We start from the raw sequence: 15738 nt of genomic DNA on the forward strand, positions 1-15738 counted from the left end.
TATCGTTCTGAAATAGGGGCAGTTACAGTGGTGTTGTGACCACAGGCCCGCGACTTCCAGCCCGCGCACGCTTGCTCAAGGCGGCCGATCAAGTTCTGTTCGACCAGGGCATCCGGGCTACTCCCGTCGATGCACTGCTGCAGCAGGCGGAGGTCTCTGCCGCCACCCTGTACACGCATTTCGGCAGCAAGGATGCACTGATCGCTGAAGCCTTGAGAGTCAGGCTGGCGGACTGGCAGGGAGTCTGGGACCAGCACATCGTGGCGGCCGATAACGATATGGCGCGGCTATTGGCAGTGTTTGACGCCCTTGCCTCCTACCGGCGCGACAAGGGCCACCCTTCACGCTGGTGCGCCTTCCTTGCTGCCGCCACCGAGCTTCCCGCAGCCGCAGAAGAGATCAGCGCCGTCCTCGCCGCGGATACCGACCTGCTCGCCACCCGGCTCCTGCATTTCTCACGCCCCCTCGCCGGCCCGCGGGCTCAAGAGCTGGCCGACGAGGTACTCCTGGCCTACAGCGGAACCCTGACTGCTTTCCTGCGCGGCTACCCCAATGCGCCAATCGACGTCGGCCGCCGATTGGCTCACTTAGCAGCAAAAGCGTGCCGCCAGCCGGGCTAGTAGCGGTCGAGAATGGCCTTCATCTGGGTAATCTCCTCCTGTTGGGACTTCACAATCGAATCGCACAGCTTGACGATCTCCGGGTCGGTGATATTCGACTCCTGGCAGACAAGGAGCGCGCGGGAGTGATGCGGGATCATGGATTTCAGGAACTGCTCATTCCCCACGAACGTCTCCGTCCTTCCCAGGGCGAACACCGCCACGAACAGCACCGCAAAGCCGGCAAGCATGGCGATGTTCGCCTTCCGGTTCTTGAACATCGACCACATGCCCACCAGCATGACCATCGCCATGGCCGACACCATCAGCAATGCCATCCAAAAGTTGCTCAGGTTGAAATAGAAGTGGTCGATCGAGCGGACCATCGACATGGACAGCACCCACATCAGGGCGACGCTCACCAGCAGGATGATGGCAAATTTCCAGTACATCCGGGATGACCCGTGGCCGCCGTTGGCCCCGTCCCGCTGATGGCCGGTTCCGTCCTGGGCTTCATGCTGGTGTTGATGCGTGTGATTCTTCCGGTTTGGATAATTTTCTGAACTCACGTGAACTTCCTTTCAAGACTTAGGAACGGTCCTTAATGAATGATTGGCAGAACCGTTCCATCAGCGCGCTTTTCCAGCACGCGCGGAAACCCCAGCGCGGAGCCGCGCTGTCAGCGGGCTCCGCGCTGGGCTGGTTCCAGCGTTGCGGGGTCGCTGCCGGAGCGCCTCAGCCCAGGGATGCGAGGAGGTCGGAGCAGGCCTGCTCACACCGGCGGCAGGACTCGGCGCAGACGCGGCAGTGTTCATGCATGGAAGAGTGCTCACTGCATTCGTCACCGCAGGCCTTGCATGCGGCCCGGCAGGCTTCGAGCATGGCCCTGGTGATGTTGGCGTCGTAGCCGGTGTGGCGGGAGAGGATATTGCCGGTGGCTGCGCAGATGTCAGCACAGTCCAGGTTTGTGCGGATGCACTTCGTCAGTTCCGCCACCATGTCCTCACCGAGGCAGGCGTCGGCGCAGGCTGTGCAGGTCTGGGCACATTCGAAGCAGGCCTTGATGCATTCGGCGAGCTTGCCCTTGTCCAGGTTGCCGAGGTCTTTGGGGTAGGTGTCCAGCATGGACTGGATGTGGGTCATTGTTGTCTCTCATTTCCGGTCGTAATGGTCATTGCTTGGGAAAAAGATCCCTTTACGTCCGGCTGATGGAGAGTTGGTCCAGTCTGAGGGCTTGGCGCCTGGGTTGGGTGTCCGGAGGCCCGCTGGCAAGGAGGGGATGCGTACCCGCGGGGAGCGCCACAGCCGGCGGGTCCGGCACTGCCGTCTTCAGCGGCGCCGGTTCGCTGCGCGACGCCGGGTAGCGCTGGCAGCAGGCATGATGCTGCTGCGAATCATCCTGTGGGTGGGCGGCTGCTGCGGTCTGGGCTGAGGAGTGGGCCGCGGCCTGGACCGAGTCCTGCCCTGCCACCAGGGTGTACCTGCTGCCCTGCGAGTAGGAGGCTGCGGCCACCAGCAGGACGGCCAGGAGAAACCAAGTCAAAACGGCCCGCGGTGCTGCAGGCACGCGAACGACATTTCCATCAATCGTCCCAGGCCTCGTCGCAGTCTCCTTCCTCGAGCGCGCGGTTCGCGGCACCGCAGTTTCCGTAGTGCAGCCAGCACCCTCTGTGATCTACTACTAAGTAGACTGACTATTTTCGCCGAGAAAATCAAGGGAGCTTCCGCCGATGTCCGAACTGTCCGCTCTTGCCCTCATTTGCACCCTGACCCCCTCCCCGGAGCCCTCCAGCAGCGAGCTGATGGCCCAGCAGATCCTGGACGAGTTGGAAGGCCAGGGCGTCACCACGGATTCCCTACGGATCGTGGACTATGACGTTAAGCGCGGCGTGCAGGTGGACATGGGCAACGGCGACCAGTGGCCAACCATACGCGAGCGGATCCTGGCGGCGGACATCCTGATCCTGTCCACCCCCATCTGGATGGGCCACCCCTGCAGCGTTGCCCAGCAGGTCATGGAGCGCCTGGACGCCGATTTGTCCGAAACGGACGACGACGGCCGGCCCGTCATGTATGGAAAAGTGGCCACGGTGGCCGTGGTGGGCAACGAGGACGGGGCGCACAAGACGATCGCTGACATGATGCAGGGCCTGAACGACGTCGGTTTCAGCCTTCCGGCGCAGGGCGGCACCTACTGGGTGGGCGAGGCCATGCAGACCGTGGACTTCAAGGACCTTGACCAGGTGCCGGATCCGGTGGCCTCCACCAACGCAGGGCTGGCCCGCAATGCCGTGCACCTGGCACGGCTGCTGCGCTCCAGCCAATACCCCGCGAAGTAGCGCACCAAGTCCGCCTCCGGAACAGGAAGGAAGCCCATGCCCACCCAACCGCTGGTCATTGTTTTCGACGTCAACGAGACCCTGTCAGACATGGCCCCGCTCGCCGAAGCATTCGCGCAGACCGGGGCGCCGCGGGAGCTGGCAAAGCTCTGGTTCGCCACCCTGCTGCGGGACGGGTTCGCCCTTACGGCCAGCGGTGACAACAAAGCGTTCGCGGCCATCGGCGCCGAAGCCCTCCGCACCCTGCTGGCAGCCGAAGGGATCTCCGGGGACCTGGACGCCGCCGTCGAACGGATCATGACGGCCATGCAGAACCTTTCCCTTCACCCCGACGTCCCTGGTGGCGTCAGCGCCCTGGCCGCAGCCGGGCACCGGCTGGTTACCCTGACCAACGGCGCGTCGGCCAACACGGACAGGCTCCTGGTTGCCGCCGGCATTCGGGACAAATTCGAGCTGCTCCTGTCCGTGGAGGACGCCCCTGCCTGGAAGCCGGCCAAGGCCGCGTATGAGTATGCGGCTGCGTCGGCGGGAGTAGATCCTTCCGGGATGCTGCTGGTGGCCGTGCACCCATGGGACATCCATGGGGCAGCCAAAGCCGGGCTGCGGACCGCGTGGATCAACCGCACCGGCGCCCGCTACCCCTCCTACTTCCAGGCGCCGGACATCGTCATCCCGGCCCTGACCGGACTGCCGGCGGTCCTCGCCGTATAAGCGAAACGGGCTACCGGAACGCCCCCCGAAGATGAAACGGAGACCACTGATGGCCCAGTCCGTCGAACGCCGCACTCTTGAGGTGGACGGTGTCCCGCTGTCCTACCTTGTGGCGGGGGATGAAGCCGCCCCGCCGCTGATCCTGCTCCACGGCACGTTCTGGAGCCGGGTGTGGCAGCCCATCCTGCCGGCACTGGGCGAATACCACCGCTGCTATGCCCTGGACTTTCCGGGCTTCGGCCGAAGCGGGGGAGAGCTGGACGTTGGGCAGGCCTCCGTCCCTGCCCTGGCGCAGGTTGTGCTCAAGGCTGCGGATGCCCTGGGCGTGGACAAGTTTGATCTGGCGGCGCATGACATCGGTGGCGGCGTGGCCCAACAGCTCGCCGCCACCAGCGGGAGGGTGCGGAAGATGGTGTTGATGAATGCCGTCATGTTCGACTCCTGGCCGGTGCCCGCCGTCGAGCGTTTCCGGGACCCCAAGGTGCGGGACAACACCAGCGAGGAGGATCTCCTCGGTGCCCGGCGCAAATCCACGCAGGCCTGTGCCATCCGGACCTTGAGCGAGGAGGAACTCGCGGAGTACCTCTCGCCGTGGCAGTCCCCGGCCCGGGCGCGTTCATGGATGGCCATGGCAGCGGCTGCTGATCCCCGGTACACCCTGGACCTGGTGCCGGCCCTCAAGGAAGCAGCCATCCCCACCCGCCTGGTGTGGGGCCGGGACGACGATTTCCAGAAGATCGCCTTCGCCCGCCGCTACGTGGAAGAGATCCCGAATGCCGATCTGGTGGAGGTGGACGGCAAGCACATCCCCACCGAAGATTCACCGGACGACGTCGCCACGGCCATCCTGGAGCACCTGGCCGGCGATCGGCCTGGAAGAAGCGACTAAAGCCGGGTTCCAAAGGCTCGGGGGAATAGCTCCTGCCCGCCGCCGTGGTGGCGGACGCCGCGGGAAAACCTGTAGTCTCTGTTCACGGTGATGGATCCCGCCGGAAGGCCTGCGCAGGTGCGTGGTCTTCGAACCGCCGCCTGGCTGATGGTTCCTGCCTTTGCTGATGAGAAGGCAGGTGACCCGTGCCCGCACCCGGCCCAGTCTTCCTGCCCGCGCCCAACAGGAGAGCACATGACTGAGCCCCAGAAACCAAACCCCTCCGCCGGCAGCGTTCCGTATGCCCCGCGGAAAATCAGCGGGCCGGTGCTCATGGGAGTGGTGCCCGGCCAGCCGCTGGCCGTCGCCCACCGTGCAGCGGAGCTTGCCTACAGCCTGGGCGTGAAGCTGGTCTGTGCGTACGTGGACGTCACCACCTACCTCGCCGAAGAGCCGGACGGCCGGGTGGAGGCCCGCCCCATCGATCCGGACGGGATCGATGATGACATCGAAGGGATCAACGCCTCCCTGGCCGCACACCTCCGTGAAGCGTTGGACGGGACCAACATCGACTGGTCCTTCGTGACCCTGGCCGGAGACCCGGCCAGGGCGCTGGGACGCCTGGCGGAAACCACTGACGCGTCCGTCATTGTGGTGGGCACACGGGAACGCGGACTCGGGGCCAGGCTGGAGGAACTGCTCGTGGGATCTGTAGCAGTCCACCTCACCCACCGCCAGCACCGGCCCGTCCTGGTTGTCCCGCTGGCCCCGCACCCCCGGCACCAGCCGAAGGCGGGACACTGATGGAGCAACCGGTCCCCGGGACTGAAGCACCCGATGACACGGACCAGGGAACGCTGGGGGAGGCGCGCGTCCCCCGCCCGGTCCACCTGCACCCCGGGTTCGTGCTGGTGGTCATCGCCGGCGGCACCTTCGGCGCCCTGGCCCGCTACGGGCTGGGCAGCATCCTGCCCGCACCGGGCGGCTGGCCGGTACCCACCCTGGTGATCAACCTGACGGGGGCGTTCCTGCTCGGCGCCCTGCTTGAAGCCCTGGTCCGCCGGGGTCCTGACACGGGACGGAGGCGACTGGTCCGGCTGCTGGTGGGCACCGGTTTCCTGGGCGCCTTCACCACCTACAGCACCCTGGCCGTGGAAGCCACCACCCTGTTCAATGCCGGCCGCAGCGCCGACGCCTTCATCTATGTGGCAGCCTCCGTGGTGGCCGGCGCTGCAGCAACCGTGGCAGGCATCCGGCTGGCGGCGGGCCACCATGCCCGCACCAGCTCCCGGCCGGGGAAGCCCGGCCCGCAGCCCGGCCCGCAGAAGGAGGGAAAACCGTGAGCCCCCTGACCATCGTCCTGCTGGGGCTCGCCGGCGGGCTCGGAGCCGCCACGCGCTTCATCGTCGACGGCCTGGTACGTGCCAAAATCCGTACAGCGCTGCCCGTAGGCACCATTGCCATCAACGTCACGGGATCGTTCCTGCTGGGCCTGGTGGCCGGCGCCGTCATCGTGCATGCGGCACCACCCGAGCTGCAGGCCATCGCCGGCACAGGGTTCCTTGGCGGCTACACCACCTTCAGCACCGCAAGCTTCGAAACGGTCCGCCTGGTCCAGTCCCGCCGCACGGGCCTGGCTGTCCTCAACGCCGTCGGCACCGCAGTGGCCGCGCTGGGTGCCGCCGCCGGTGGCCTGGCCCTCGCATCCCTGCTGTAGGCCCGGCCGGCCCAGGGATTTCCTAGGCCACCTGGGCCGCCACGTCCTGGTGCCGGGCGCGGTGCAGGTGCTCCAGTTGGACCACATCCCGCGTAAAGGACACCGTGAGCAAGGCAAGGGCCAGTGCCGGCAGGGAAGCGGCGGCAACCGCCGGGACGGCGGGGAGGAGCGCGGCCAGCAGCGCGAATGGCTGGAACGCCCCGATGGCCTTGCGTGACACCCTGGGCGGCAGCGCCACGCGAAGGTGCGGCCGGAAGATACCTGCGGCCACGAAGGCGTAGTACAGGGATCCGATGCCCAGCGTCCAGGGGCCCGCCACGGGAGCGGCCGCGACGGACAGCACCAGCACCAGGGCGGCGTCGGTGGCCGAATCGAACCGTGCCCCGGCCGCCGACGAGCTTCCGGTGCGCCGCGCCACCACGCCGTCCAGCCCGTCCAGGAGGAACGCCGCGCCGCCCAGGACGGGCAGGAGCAGGTCCGTGCGGCGGCCCGTGAACAGTTGCGGAACCGCCAGCACCGCACACAGGGCCACGAGGATGGCGCGCAGCAGGGTCACCCGGTCGGCAGGTGTTGAGAACCGGGGGATCCGCCGCAGGACGGAGCCGGCGGCGGCCATGGCCACGAGGGTGCCGGCGCAGAGGCCTGCCAGTTGAAGAACCGGCGCGGAGGGGGACAGGGACGTCAGCCAGAGGGCCGACACCACGTAGGCGGAAACGGCGCCGTACGCGTCCGGCACCGCCCGTTCAGCTGCGCCCATGTGCCACCTCCCTTCGCATGCTAACAACGGCCGGGGTGATGGTCACGGCAGGTGACGCCGGGCCGGAAGCCTGGCGCCGTCGTCGTACGTTCTCCTGCGGCCGGCACGCACCAGGCCGGCGAGCGCCAGCACGGCCCCGGCTCCCTCGGCCACAGCGCTGAGGGTTTTCGAGAAGAACCAGACGGGGTCGTACATGGCAGGGATGGGTCCAATGGCCGGGATGTCCACATACCTGTAAAGCACGACGGCGGCGAAGGCGCTGAGGGCCACCACCAGGGCCACGGCATAGGCAGCCCTGCTGCCGCGGACCAGGACGTAGATGCCGGCCACCAGCGCGGCGGCGGCTTCGAGCAGGAACAGGGTGCCCTGGCTGACAGTGCCCGGCTGCGCGTTCTGGTAGCCCGGGGCCAGGAACAGGTGGACGCCGGCGTCGATGAACAGTGCCAGGGCGGTCAATAGTCGTAGAGCCACGCTTATGTATACGCCGGAAGTTCCTTTCCGGTTCATACGGCCCTGTTCTCCAGGTGGGTTCCAGGGGGAATATTTAGGGGCATCCGCAGCCTTGCGCCTGTAGCGGGCGGCTGAGCCTGCGACCCTACGAGTAAGGAGAATGACCATGACCCTTCCCAAGGAACTCACGCCGGGAACCTGGACCCTGGACATGTCCCACAGCGAGATCGGCTTCAGCGTCCGCCATGCCGGGATCAGCAAGGTCCGGGGCCGCTTCACCGAAGCCCAGGCCGAGGCGCGGGTGGGCCAGTCCCTGGCGGACTCGTCGGTGCACGCCACGGTATCCACCGCCAGCTTCAACTCCGGCGACGCCAACCGGGACGCCCACGTTCGCGGCGAGGACTTCTTCGACGTCGAGAAGTTCCCCGAGATGACCTTCCGCGGCACGCACATCGAGGGCGACGGCGAGGAATACACGTTGACTGGGGACCTCACCATCAAGGGCGTCACCCGGCCCATCGAGCTGGAAGTTGAGTTCACGGGTGTTGCCGTGGACCCGTTCGGCGCCACGCGTGCCGGCTTTTCCGCCGAGGCCGAGATCAGCCGGAAGGAATTCGGGCTCACCTGGAACGCGGCGCTGGAGGCCGGCGGCCTGCTGGTCAGCGACAAGGTGAAGATCAGCCTGGAGGCAGCCCTGGTCAAGCAGGGCTAGGGGAGGCTGGCACGGGCTGGCCAGCCAGCGGCCGGACCTGTTTGCGCATGGCGTCGTAGAACACGTCCTGGTTCTCAGCGCTTCCCAGCCCATGCCCGCCCTCCAGCAAAATCAGCTGCTTCCCCGGCGCCGAGAGCGCGTTGTAGTAATCCTCCACAAGTGAGGCCATGGCATTGATGTCGTGCCGGCCCACAAAGAAGTAGACAGGAACGTCCAGCTCCAGGGCCTGCTGCCGGAAGTCCAGGTTCTCCAGCTGCGGGTAGACGGCATTGAACGACTCAGTGACTCCACGCGTGTGGTTGATCTTGTCCAGGTAGCCGTACTCGGGGACGAAGAACGGGATGAGGGGTACGGCCACCGAGAAGCGGAGCGACCCCATCATCTCGTTCAGAACGTCCAGGTAGGCGATGTAAGGGGACGCCACGTTGTCACCGCGGTAGGGTGGAGGGCCGTTCCGCCGGAGCTCTTCGGCCCGGCCCGTGTCGCCCTGGTCGTCAAGGTGTTGCAGCGCCAGTTGGTAGCCCATGCGGTCGTTCTGCGTCGTGTTCACCATCTGGCCGGTACTCACGAAGGCGTGGTAGAGCTCCGGGTGTTCCTGGACCAGCCAGATCCCGACGATGCTGGACCATGAGACGCCGTAAATGAAGATTTTCTGCTGGTCGAAGCGCTCCCGCAGCAGATTGGTGAGGGCTACCGCATCATTGACGTACCGTTCCTTGTTGAGGTCGCTGATGGGCGCAGCCCCGTAGGATTTCCCGGTGCCCGGCTCGTCCCAGCTGACCACCGTGAACTGGTCCTCCAAAGCGCGCAACTCCTGGGCGTTGAAGAAACCGCCACCGCCGGGGCCGCCCATCCCGAGGTTCAGCAATACCGGGTTGGAGGTGTTCTGCCCGCGCACCAGGATCCACTGCTCGCTGCCGTTCAGCTGCACCTTCTCTGCGCCCGCGATGCTGCCCGGCAGCGGATCACCGTGTGAGTCTGTGATCGGCGGTGTGCCGGCGAGCGTTTGGGACGCGATGACGGCCGCCGCCGCGGCAAGGGCAACAGCGCCAAGGCCTGCCAGCCGGCCCAGCGGCTTCCGGCGCCGGACCACCAACCAGACCATGCCCGCCAATCCCAGCAGGAGGAGCGGCAGCCAGGCAACGACCGGCACCCCGGTAGCAAGCGGAAGCAGCGCCACGGGCAGGAGAAGCACGACGGCGGCCGCGAGCGCCAGGGCGGTCTTCCACGCAACACCGCGGCGTGACGGCTGCTCCTCCCGTTGCCTGACGGAATTCTGTTGACGCGGAAGGATCCGGTGGGAGTTCATGGGCGCCGCCTGAAGGGACGGGGGCGTTGGGGCCGTTTCAAAACCCGGAGGACTGGTCCGAGCATCCCCCCGGGCCACGTTCCCGGCTAGTGCTGAAGGTCCTGCACCAAAAACGGCTGCGCCGCTGCGGCCCGCCTAGCCGATGACCGGACGTTCTTCCGGCAGTTGATAGAGGCGGGGACGCGAGGAGAGTGCGAGGGCGGAAGCCACCGTGATGGTTCCGATGCGCCCGGTAAACATCAGAGCCATCAGGACCCATTGGGCGTCAGGGGGGAGATGGGGAGTGATGCCCGTGCTGAGGCCGACGGTGGCAAAAGCGGAGACGCTCTCGAAGAGCACCTTGTCGAGGGGCTCATCGGTGAACATCAGCAGGAGCAGGGTGCCTGCCATGACCGCCGCCACGCCGAGGAGGGCCACGGAGAGGGCCTGCCGCTGCGACGATGAACTGATGGAGCGGTGGGCGATGGTCACGTGGTCCCGGCCACGGACTTCGTTCCAGATGGCAAAGAACAGGACCAGGAAGGTGGTGATCTTGATGCCGCCGGCGGTTCCGGCGCTGCCGCCGCCGATGAACATCAGGATGTCGGTAACCAGCAGCGTCTCGGGTTCTGCGGCTCCGTAGTCGATGCTGTTGAAACCCGCGGTACGGGGGAAGACGGTGCCCGCGAGGCTGGCAAGGATCTTCCCGCCCACCGGCATGGGACCCAGGGTCTGCTCCCCGTTCCACTCGAAGGCGCCGAACAGGACCGCGCCAACGGCCAGGAGAAACACGCTTCCGTAAATGGTCAGGCGCATGTGCACGGTCCAGTCCTTCATCCTGACGCCACCCCTGAGGAGGGAGATGAGCACCGGGAACCCGAGCCCGCCGGCAACGATGGCCGCACAGATGGGCACGATGATCCAGGGGTCGCCCGCGACGCTGATCAGGTTGTCGCTGTACAGCGCGAAACCGGCGTTGTTGAACGCCGAGACCGCGTGGAAGACACCGTGCCACAGGGCGGTCAGGGGATTGTGGTCGTAACTGACCCAGAAGCGGACGGTGAGGATCGCCGCGGTGCCGGCCTCCAACAGGACCATGATCCGGGCCACGCCGAAGAGCACCGAGCGGACGTCACCGAAGTTCAGGGTGTGGGTCTCGGACTGTGCGATCAGCTGCCCGCGGAGGCCGATGGTCTTCCGCACCAGGAGCGCCAGCAGGGTTGCGAGGGTCATGATCCCAAATCCGCCCACCTGGATGAGGCCCAGGATCACGGCCTGGCCGAACGGTGTCCAGAACGTGGCGGTGTCCACTGTGGCCAAGCCGGTCACGCAGACCGCGGAAACCGAGGTGAATAGGGCAGTTAGGAGGGGTTCCGGCTCGGCGTTCCTGTGCGCAGCCGGAAGCATCAGCAGCCAGGCGCCCACGATTATCACGACCAGAAAGGCAAAAGGCACCAACCGGACGGGATGCAGCAGTATGCGGCTGAGGTCGCTGCCCCCGCCGGGTCGTCCGGGGAGATCGGGGAGTTTGTCGGCACGGGTTTTTCGTCGGGCCACTCTGGACGCTTGTTCCACAGGCCTCAGCGTAGTGCAGCGGCAGGCGGGCTTACAGCGGTTCGGGCCGCACCAACACGTTCCCCAGCGAGCGGATCAGCGCGACGGCGGTGACGGACCCCGCGGCCATGATGGAGGCGAGCACCACCACCTGGAACCGGCCTGCCTCCAGGGGCGAGGCGCCGCCGAAGATGGCGCCCACGAACGCGCCCGGCAGGGTGACCAGGCCCGTGGTCTTGGTCTGGTCCGTGGAGGGAATCAACGCCGAATGCACGGCCTGCCGGGCCTGGACCAACGTGGCCTGGCGCGCCGTGGCCCCCAGCGCCAGCCAGCCCTCCACCTGGTCCCATTGCTCCACCACCGCCTCGAAGAAACGGCGGCCGGCCAGCGTTGCGATGGTCATGGAGTTGCCGATCACGATTCCGCCCACCGCCAGTACGTACCGGGGCGCGAACTCGATGGCGCCCGTTCCGAACACGACGGAGAGCGTCACCAGGATGCCGGCGGCCATCGTTGCAGCCACCACGGCAAAGCGCCGCCAGGACCAGGTGAGCCGCCGGGTGGCTGTCACGGCCGCCACGCTGAACATGACCAGCAGGGCCGCGCCCACCCACAGTGGGCTGGTGATGACGCCGCCCAGCACCAGGCTGATGGCCACCAGCTGCGCCGCACCGCGGAGGATGGCCAGGGCAGGGGAGAGGTACGACGGCGTCCGCGCGCCCCACAGGATGCCCACCGTGAGTGCCGCCAGGATGGCAACAGCCACCACTGTGGGCAGCAGGGCGGCAATCACGGACATCCTGCCAGCTTACTGAGCGCCCGCCGTCGTGCCTTCCTCCACGCCCGCTCACCTTTGGTGGGTCTTCCTGCCACGCCCGCTCACCTTTGGCGGGTCTTCCGGCCACGCCCGCTCGCTCCCACCTGGCTCTCACGGCCGCCGGAGGCTGTGAGTTGGTTCCGGTGGCCGGACGGGATAAGACTGGGGATATGGCACGGGGAACCCTTCGGCTCTTTCTGGGTGCGGCGCCCGGCGCGGGCAGCACGTACGCCGCGCTGCGGGAAGCGCACCGGCTGGTGGCCGAAGGCAGGGACGCCGTGGTCGGCATCGCCGCGGACCACGGCCGGCACGAGACGCGGCAGCTCCTTGCAGGGCTCGACGCCGTTGCGCCGCGCCTTCCGGGAGGCGCCGGGGGAGCGGAAGTGCCCGGGCTGGACGTGGAGGCCGTGCTGGAACGGACACCGGACGTGGCCGTCGTGGATGAATACGCGCAGGTCAACGGCCCGGGCAGCAGGAACCAGCGGCGATGGCAGGACATTGAGGAGCTGCTGGCGGCGGGAATTGATGTGCTGTCCACCCTCTGCGTGCAGCAGCTGGCGTCCCTCAAGGACGTGGTCGCAGCGATTACCGATGAGCTGCCGCATATCACCGTCCCGGACGAGATCGTGCGGCGGGCGGACCACATCGAGCTCGTGGACATCTCCCCGGCCCTCCTGCGCCAGCGGGTGGCCGACGGCAGGGTCTTCCCGGCGGACCGGATCGACGCCGCCCTGGCCAACGAGTACCGGCCGGGCACCCTCTTGGCCCTGCGCGGGATCGCCCTGATCTGGCTCGCGGACCGGGTGGAGGAAGGCCTGGCGGCGTACCGGGAGAGCCAGGGCATCACCGCCGCGTGGCCCACCCGCGAACGGGTGGTGGTGGGGCTTGCCGGCTCCGCGGAGGACGACGTGCTCATCCGGAGGGCGGCCCGGATCCTGTCCAGGGTCAACGGCAGTGAACTCCTGGCGGTCCACGTGCGCGGCACCACCGCCCGGCGGGAGGCGTCCGAACAGGCGGTCGAGGCGCAGCGGCAGCTCATCACGGACCTCGGTGGCAGCTGCCACACCCTGTCCGGGGATGACCCGGCGCAGTCCCTGCTGGAGTTTGCCCGGAGTGCCAACGCCACCCAGATTGTCCTCGGGGCGTCGCCGGGAGGGCTCTGGGGCCGCGTCCTGGGCAGGGGCGTGGCGTCAAGGGTGGTGCGGGAATCGGGCGACATCGACGTGCATCTGGTCTCCCACCTGCCATCAGCCCGGAGACTTCCGCGGCACACCCCCTCCGCCCTCAGCCGGGCACGCACCACGGTGGGCTACATCCTCGCGGTGCTCCTTCCCGTCCTTGCCTCCACCGTCCTGTCCTTCAGCCGCGACCTGAACCTTGCCACCCACGCCCTGGTGCACCTGACCGGGGTGATGGCCGTGGCGTTCATCGGCGGGCTCTGGCCGGCCGTGCTCGCAGCCGTCCTGGCATCGCTGCTGCTGAACTACTTCGAAACGGACCCTGTGGGCACGTTCAACATCAGCGACCCGCAGAACGTCTTTGCCCTGCTGGTCTTCCTCGGGGCCGCGGTGGCCGTTTCACTGGTGGTGGGCCTGTCCGAACGCCGGGCGCGGGAAGCCGTCCGCGCCCGTGCCGAGGCCACCACCCTCGCCGATCTCGCCAGGGACGCGCTCCTCGCGGACGATACCGTTGGCGGCTTCCTGGACACGGCCCGCGAAACCTTCCAGGTCCGGGCCGCCGGCCTCTTCACCCGCGCCGGGGACAGGCAGAACGCCTGGGAACTGCAGGCCTTTTCCGGGGACGCGCCGCCACCGTCCCCGGAAGCGGCAACGGCCATGACGGACAATGTGGAACTGGCCGACCCGCGGACCGCCCTGGTCCTGTCCGGCCGAACCCTGACGGCGGGGGACCGGCTCCTCCTGGCCGCCCACGGCGCCCACCTCCTGCTGCTCCGGCAGCACCACGCCCTGCAGCGCACCCTGAAGAGCGCCACGAAACTGGCGGAGGGCAACAGCGTCCGCACCGCGATCCTCAACGCCGTCAGCCACGACCTCCGGACCCCGCTGGCCGGGATCAAGCTGGCGGTCACCGCGCTGCGCCGCCAGAACAGCAGGCTTCCGGCGGAGGTGCAGGAAGAAATGCTCGCCACCATTGACTCCTACTCCGAGCGCCTGGACGCCCTCATCTCCAACCTCCTGGACATGTCCCGCATCTCCAGCGGGTCGGCCGCCCCGCACACCGCCCCGGTCACGTGGCGCGATGCCGTCGAGGACGCCCTGCGCGGCATCCCCACGGAGCGCATCAGGATCGACCTCGCCGCCAACATGCCCGCAGTGGACGCGGACCTGGGCATGCTGGAGCGGGTGATCGCCAACATTGTGGAAAACGCGCTCAAGTACGCGCCCGGTTCGGACGTGGTGATCGTGGGCGTTTGGGGCGCGGCCAACGCAGCGGACGACGGCGGCACGCCCTTTGGTGAGCTGCGCATCGTCGATCACGGGCAGGGTGTGCCCGCTGCCGCGGTGGTGGAGATGTTCCGGCCGTTCCAGCGGCTTGACGATGCGCCGGAGGGGCTGGGCATCGGGCTGGGCCTGGCCGTGGCGAAGGGCTTTACCGAGGCGATGGGCGGCCAGCTCCTGGCCGAACCGACACCCGGCGGAGGGCTGACCATGGTGGTCCGGCTGCCGCTGTCCACCGGGCACTACAGCCCCAACCCCCGCCGGGAAGCAGGCACCAAAACCCGATGAGGACTGTGCTGATCGTTGACGATGAACCGCAGCTGCTGCGCGCCCTCCAGGTGAACCTGCAGGCGGAGGGGTACCAGGTGCTCACGGCACTGGACGGGGCGGCCGCGCTGAGGCACGCGGAAGGCGGCCACCCGGATGTGATGGTGCTGGACCTGGGCCTGCCGGACATCAATGGCGTGGATGTGATCACCCGGGTCCGCCGCACCAGCAGCATGCCCATCATCGTGCTGTCCGCACGGCACGGTTCTGTGGACAAGGTCCGGGCCCTGGATGCCGGCGCGGATGACTACGTGACCAAGCCGTTCGGGCTGGACGAACTCCTGGCCAGGCTGCGCGTCGCCGGCCGCCGGAGCGGTACGCCCGAGGTTGCCGAGGCCCCGCCCGCCGTCGACGTGGGGGACTTTGAGGTGGACCTGGCCAACCGGAAGGTGACCCGGGAAGGGGAACCGGTCCGGCTCACCCCGCGTGAGTGGGCCATCCTGGAACTGCTGGTGCGCAACCCCGGCCGGCTGATCACCCAGCAGCAGATGCTGGCGAAGATCTGGGGCCCGGGCTATGACAACGAGACCCATTACCTGCGCGTCTACATGGGCCAGCTGCGCCGCAAGCTGGAGGCGGACCCGGCCCGGCCCCGGCACCTGCTCACGGAGGCCGGGATGGGCTACCGCTTCGAACCCTGATCGCCGGGGGCCGGCAAATTACGGTTTGTTGGCTGCTTCGAGGTGGGCCTTGAGGCTGGACCAGATGCGCCGCTCCTGCCTTCGCCCCACGGCAGCAAAGAGCGGGGTGGCGAGCTTCATCAAGCCCTTGGGCTTGAACTCCCAGTGCCAGCTCATCCGTGTCCCGTTAGTTTCGGGAGTGAAAGTGAGGGCTCCAGTAATCTCTGCCGTGGCCATGCGGGTCCTGGACCCCAGGCGGCGTGGCCGCGCGTACTCGGTGACCTCCAGTTCGAAGGACATAGTCCGCCGCCCGGAGGTTGTTTCCACCTGCCACAGGGTGCCGGCGCCGATGGGACCCGGCGTGGTCTTCTCGACGCTTCGCATCCTCGGGTTGTAAGTGGGTTCATTGCGTTGGTCCGCCACAAAATCGAAGACCTCCTCCACGGGGCGCCCGATGCTGATGGAACCGTTGACCGTTGCCGACATGCCTCGATGCTAGGCGCGGGGAGCCCTGCCGTAA

Annotated in this window: 19 protein-coding genes and 1 riboswitch; of the genes, 10 read left to right on the top strand and 9 right to left on the bottom strand. The window is 67.5% G+C overall.

The window, feature by feature from the left end; translation table 11 throughout:
• Positions 1-35: 35 nt before the first annotated feature.
• Positions 36-620, top strand: a complete 585-nt coding sequence (locus ACTHQS_RS11620) for a TetR/AcrR family transcriptional regulator (protein ID WP_440168880.1) — start codon at positions 36-38, stop codon at positions 618-620.
• On the opposite strand, the gene ACTHQS_RS11625 is transcribed toward ACTHQS_RS11620, so the two are convergent.
• The 3 genes from ACTHQS_RS11625 to ACTHQS_RS11635 all read right to left on the bottom strand — a co-directional run bounded on the left by ACTHQS_RS11625 (position 617) and on the right by ACTHQS_RS11635 (position 2166).
• On the bottom strand, positions 617-1168 hold the full coding sequence (locus tag ACTHQS_RS11625) for a DUF305 domain-containing protein (RefSeq protein WP_440168883.1): 552 nt from the start codon (positions 1166-1168) through the stop codon (positions 617-619). The two genes, ACTHQS_RS11620 and ACTHQS_RS11625, sit on opposite strands and share 4 nt — an antisense overlap.
• A gap of 166 nt (positions 1169-1334) precedes the next feature.
• Complete coding sequence (locus ACTHQS_RS11630; protein ID WP_440168885.1) at positions 1335-1742, bottom strand: four-helix bundle copper-binding protein; 408 nt, start codon at positions 1740-1742, stop codon at positions 1335-1337.
• Positions 1743-1794: 52 nt separating this feature from the next.
• Positions 1795-2166, bottom strand: coding sequence for a hypothetical protein (locus ACTHQS_RS11635; protein ID WP_440168887.1), 372 nt, complete (start codon positions 2164-2166; stop codon positions 1795-1797).
• A 163-nt stretch (positions 2167-2329) separates the two neighbouring features.
• Here ACTHQS_RS11635 and ACTHQS_RS11640 point away from each other — a divergent pair, with 163 nt between their 5' ends.
• The 6 genes from ACTHQS_RS11640 (at position 2330) to crcB (ending at position 6234) form a co-directional block, all read left to right on the top strand.
• Positions 2330-2938: a flavodoxin family protein gene (locus ACTHQS_RS11640; RefSeq protein WP_440168889.1), complete on the top strand. Its 609-nt coding sequence runs from the start codon at positions 2330-2332 to the stop codon at positions 2936-2938.
• Positions 2939-2974: 36 nt separating this feature from the next.
• Positions 2975-3649: a haloacid dehalogenase type II gene (locus ACTHQS_RS11645; protein ID WP_440168891.1), complete on the top strand. Its 675-nt coding sequence runs from the start codon at positions 2975-2977 to the stop codon at positions 3647-3649.
• A gap of 49 nt (positions 3650-3698) precedes the next feature.
• Positions 3699-4538, top strand: a complete 840-nt coding sequence (locus tag ACTHQS_RS11650; RefSeq protein WP_440168894.1) for an alpha/beta fold hydrolase — start codon at positions 3699-3701, stop codon at positions 4536-4538.
• A gap of 77 nt (positions 4539-4615) precedes the next feature.
• Positions 4616-4702: riboswitch (Fluoride riboswitch) on the top strand.
• Between the two features lie 70 nt (positions 4703-4772).
• Positions 4773-5321, top strand: coding sequence for a universal stress protein (locus ACTHQS_RS11655; protein WP_440168897.1), 549 nt, complete (start codon positions 4773-4775; stop codon positions 5319-5321).
• Positions 5321-5860, top strand: a complete 540-nt coding sequence (locus ACTHQS_RS11660; RefSeq protein WP_440168899.1) for a fluoride efflux transporter FluC — start codon at positions 5321-5323, stop codon at positions 5858-5860. The genes ACTHQS_RS11655 and ACTHQS_RS11660 overlap by 1 nt, the downstream gene beginning before the upstream one ends.
• Complete coding sequence (gene crcB / locus ACTHQS_RS11665; RefSeq protein WP_440168902.1) at positions 5857-6234, top strand: fluoride efflux transporter CrcB; 378 nt, start codon at positions 5857-5859, stop codon at positions 6232-6234. The genes ACTHQS_RS11660 and crcB overlap by 4 nt, the downstream gene beginning before the upstream one ends.
• 22 nt (positions 6235-6256) lie before the next feature.
• Here the strand turns inward: crcB and ACTHQS_RS11670 are convergent, their stop codons facing one another.
• Both ACTHQS_RS11670 and ACTHQS_RS11675 read right to left on the bottom strand, forming a co-directional pair.
• Entirely contained in the window at positions 6257-6991 is a 735-nt protein-coding gene (locus ACTHQS_RS11670; RefSeq protein WP_440168904.1) for a CDP-alcohol phosphatidyltransferase family protein, read from the bottom strand.
• A 42-nt stretch (positions 6992-7033) separates the two neighbouring features.
• Positions 7034-7462 (bottom strand): hypothetical protein, encoded by a 429-nt coding sequence (locus tag ACTHQS_RS11675; RefSeq protein WP_440168908.1) that lies wholly within the window; start codon positions 7460-7462, stop codon positions 7034-7036.
• Between the two features lie 145 nt (positions 7463-7607).
• Here ACTHQS_RS11675 and ACTHQS_RS11680 point away from each other — a divergent pair, with 145 nt between their 5' ends.
• Positions 7608-8153 carry a YceI family protein gene (locus ACTHQS_RS11680; protein ID WP_440168911.1) on the top strand — a complete coding sequence of 182 codons (546 nt, stop codon included), beginning with the start codon at positions 7608-7610 and terminating at the stop codon, positions 8151-8153.
• On the opposite strand, the gene ACTHQS_RS11685 is transcribed toward ACTHQS_RS11680, so the two are convergent.
• The 3 genes from ACTHQS_RS11685 to ACTHQS_RS11695 form a co-directional block, all read right to left on the bottom strand.
• Positions 8140-9462: an alpha/beta fold hydrolase gene (locus ACTHQS_RS11685; RefSeq protein ID WP_440168914.1), complete on the bottom strand. Its 1323-nt coding sequence runs from the start codon at positions 9460-9462 to the stop codon at positions 8140-8142. The genes ACTHQS_RS11680 and ACTHQS_RS11685 overlap by 14 nt on opposite strands.
• Before the next feature lie 135 nt (positions 9463-9597).
• Entirely contained in the window at positions 9598-10896 is a 1299-nt protein-coding gene (locus tag ACTHQS_RS11690; RefSeq protein ID WP_440168916.1) for a TrkH family potassium uptake protein, read from the bottom strand.
• 151 nt (positions 10897-11047) lie between these two features.
• Positions 11048-11794: an ABC transporter permease gene (locus tag ACTHQS_RS11695; RefSeq protein WP_440168919.1), complete on the bottom strand. Its 747-nt coding sequence runs from the start codon at positions 11792-11794 to the stop codon at positions 11048-11050.
• A 188-nt stretch (positions 11795-11982) separates the two neighbouring features.
• Between ACTHQS_RS11695 and ACTHQS_RS11700 the strand changes: the two genes are divergently transcribed.
• Both ACTHQS_RS11700 and ACTHQS_RS11705 read left to right on the top strand, forming a co-directional pair.
• Positions 11983-14559, top strand: a complete 2577-nt coding sequence (locus tag ACTHQS_RS11700; protein ID WP_440168921.1) for a DUF4118 domain-containing protein — start codon at positions 11983-11985, stop codon at positions 14557-14559.
• The gene (locus ACTHQS_RS11705) at positions 14556-15239 is read left to right on the top strand and encodes a response regulator (protein WP_440168923.1); all 684 of its coding nucleotides are present in this window, start codon (positions 14556-14558) and stop codon (positions 15237-15239) included. The genes ACTHQS_RS11700 and ACTHQS_RS11705 overlap by 4 nt, the downstream gene beginning before the upstream one ends.
• An 18-nt stretch (positions 15240-15257) precedes the next feature.
• Here ACTHQS_RS11705 and ACTHQS_RS11710 read toward each other — a convergent pair whose 3' ends face one another.
• Positions 15258-15704, bottom strand: coding sequence for an SRPBCC family protein (locus ACTHQS_RS11710; RefSeq protein WP_440168925.1), 447 nt, complete (start codon positions 15702-15704; stop codon positions 15258-15260).
• Positions 15705-15738: the final 34 nt, after the last annotated feature.

The organism is Arthrobacter sp. SAFR-044, assembly GCF_051965175.1.
Taxonomy (GTDB): domain Bacteria; phylum Actinomycetota; class Actinomycetes; order Actinomycetales; family Micrococcaceae; genus Arthrobacter.

Bases quoted from the DNA above. Each gene is read 5' to 3' on its own strand.
- ACTHQS_RS11655 (WP_440168897.1), top strand. From the start codon at position 4,773: ATGACTGAGCCCCAGAAACCAAACCCCTCCGCCGGCAGCGTTCCGTAT.
- ACTHQS_RS11640 (WP_440168889.1), top strand. From the start codon at position 2,330: ATGTCCGAACTGTCCGCTCTTGCCCTCATTTGCACCCTGACCCCCTCC.
- ACTHQS_RS11685 (WP_440168914.1), bottom strand. From the start codon at position 9,462: ATGAACTCCCACCGGATCCTTCCGCGTCAACAGAATTCCGTCAGGCAA.
- ACTHQS_RS11660 (WP_440168899.1), top strand. From the start codon at position 5,321: ATGGAGCAACCGGTCCCCGGGACTGAAGCACCCGATGACACGGACCAG.
- ACTHQS_RS11650 (WP_440168894.1), top strand. From the start codon at position 3,699: ATGGCCCAGTCCGTCGAACGCCGCACTCTTGAGGTGGACGGTGTCCCG.
- ACTHQS_RS11645 (WP_440168891.1), top strand. From the start codon at position 2,975: ATGCCCACCCAACCGCTGGTCATTGTTTTCGACGTCAACGAGACCCTG.
- ACTHQS_RS11670 (WP_440168904.1), bottom strand. From the start codon at position 6,991: ATGGGCGCAGCTGAACGGGCGGTGCCGGACGCGTACGGCGCCGTTTCC.
- ACTHQS_RS11680 (WP_440168911.1), top strand. From the start codon at position 7,608: ATGACCCTTCCCAAGGAACTCACGCCGGGAACCTGGACCCTGGACATG.
- ACTHQS_RS11630 (WP_440168885.1), bottom strand. From the start codon at position 1,742: ATGACCCACATCCAGTCCATGCTGGACACCTACCCCAAAGACCTCGGC.
- ACTHQS_RS11695 (WP_440168919.1), bottom strand. From the start codon at position 11,794: ATGTCCGTGATTGCCGCCCTGCTGCCCACAGTGGTGGCTGTTGCCATC.
- ACTHQS_RS11710 (WP_440168925.1), bottom strand. From the start codon at position 15,704: ATGTCGGCAACGGTCAACGGTTCCATCAGCATCGGGCGCCCCGTGGAG.
- ACTHQS_RS11700 (WP_440168921.1), top strand. From the start codon at position 11,983: ATGGCACGGGGAACCCTTCGGCTCTTTCTGGGTGCGGCGCCCGGCGCG.
- ACTHQS_RS11705 (WP_440168923.1), top strand. From the start codon at position 14,556: ATGAGGACTGTGCTGATCGTTGACGATGAACCGCAGCTGCTGCGCGCC.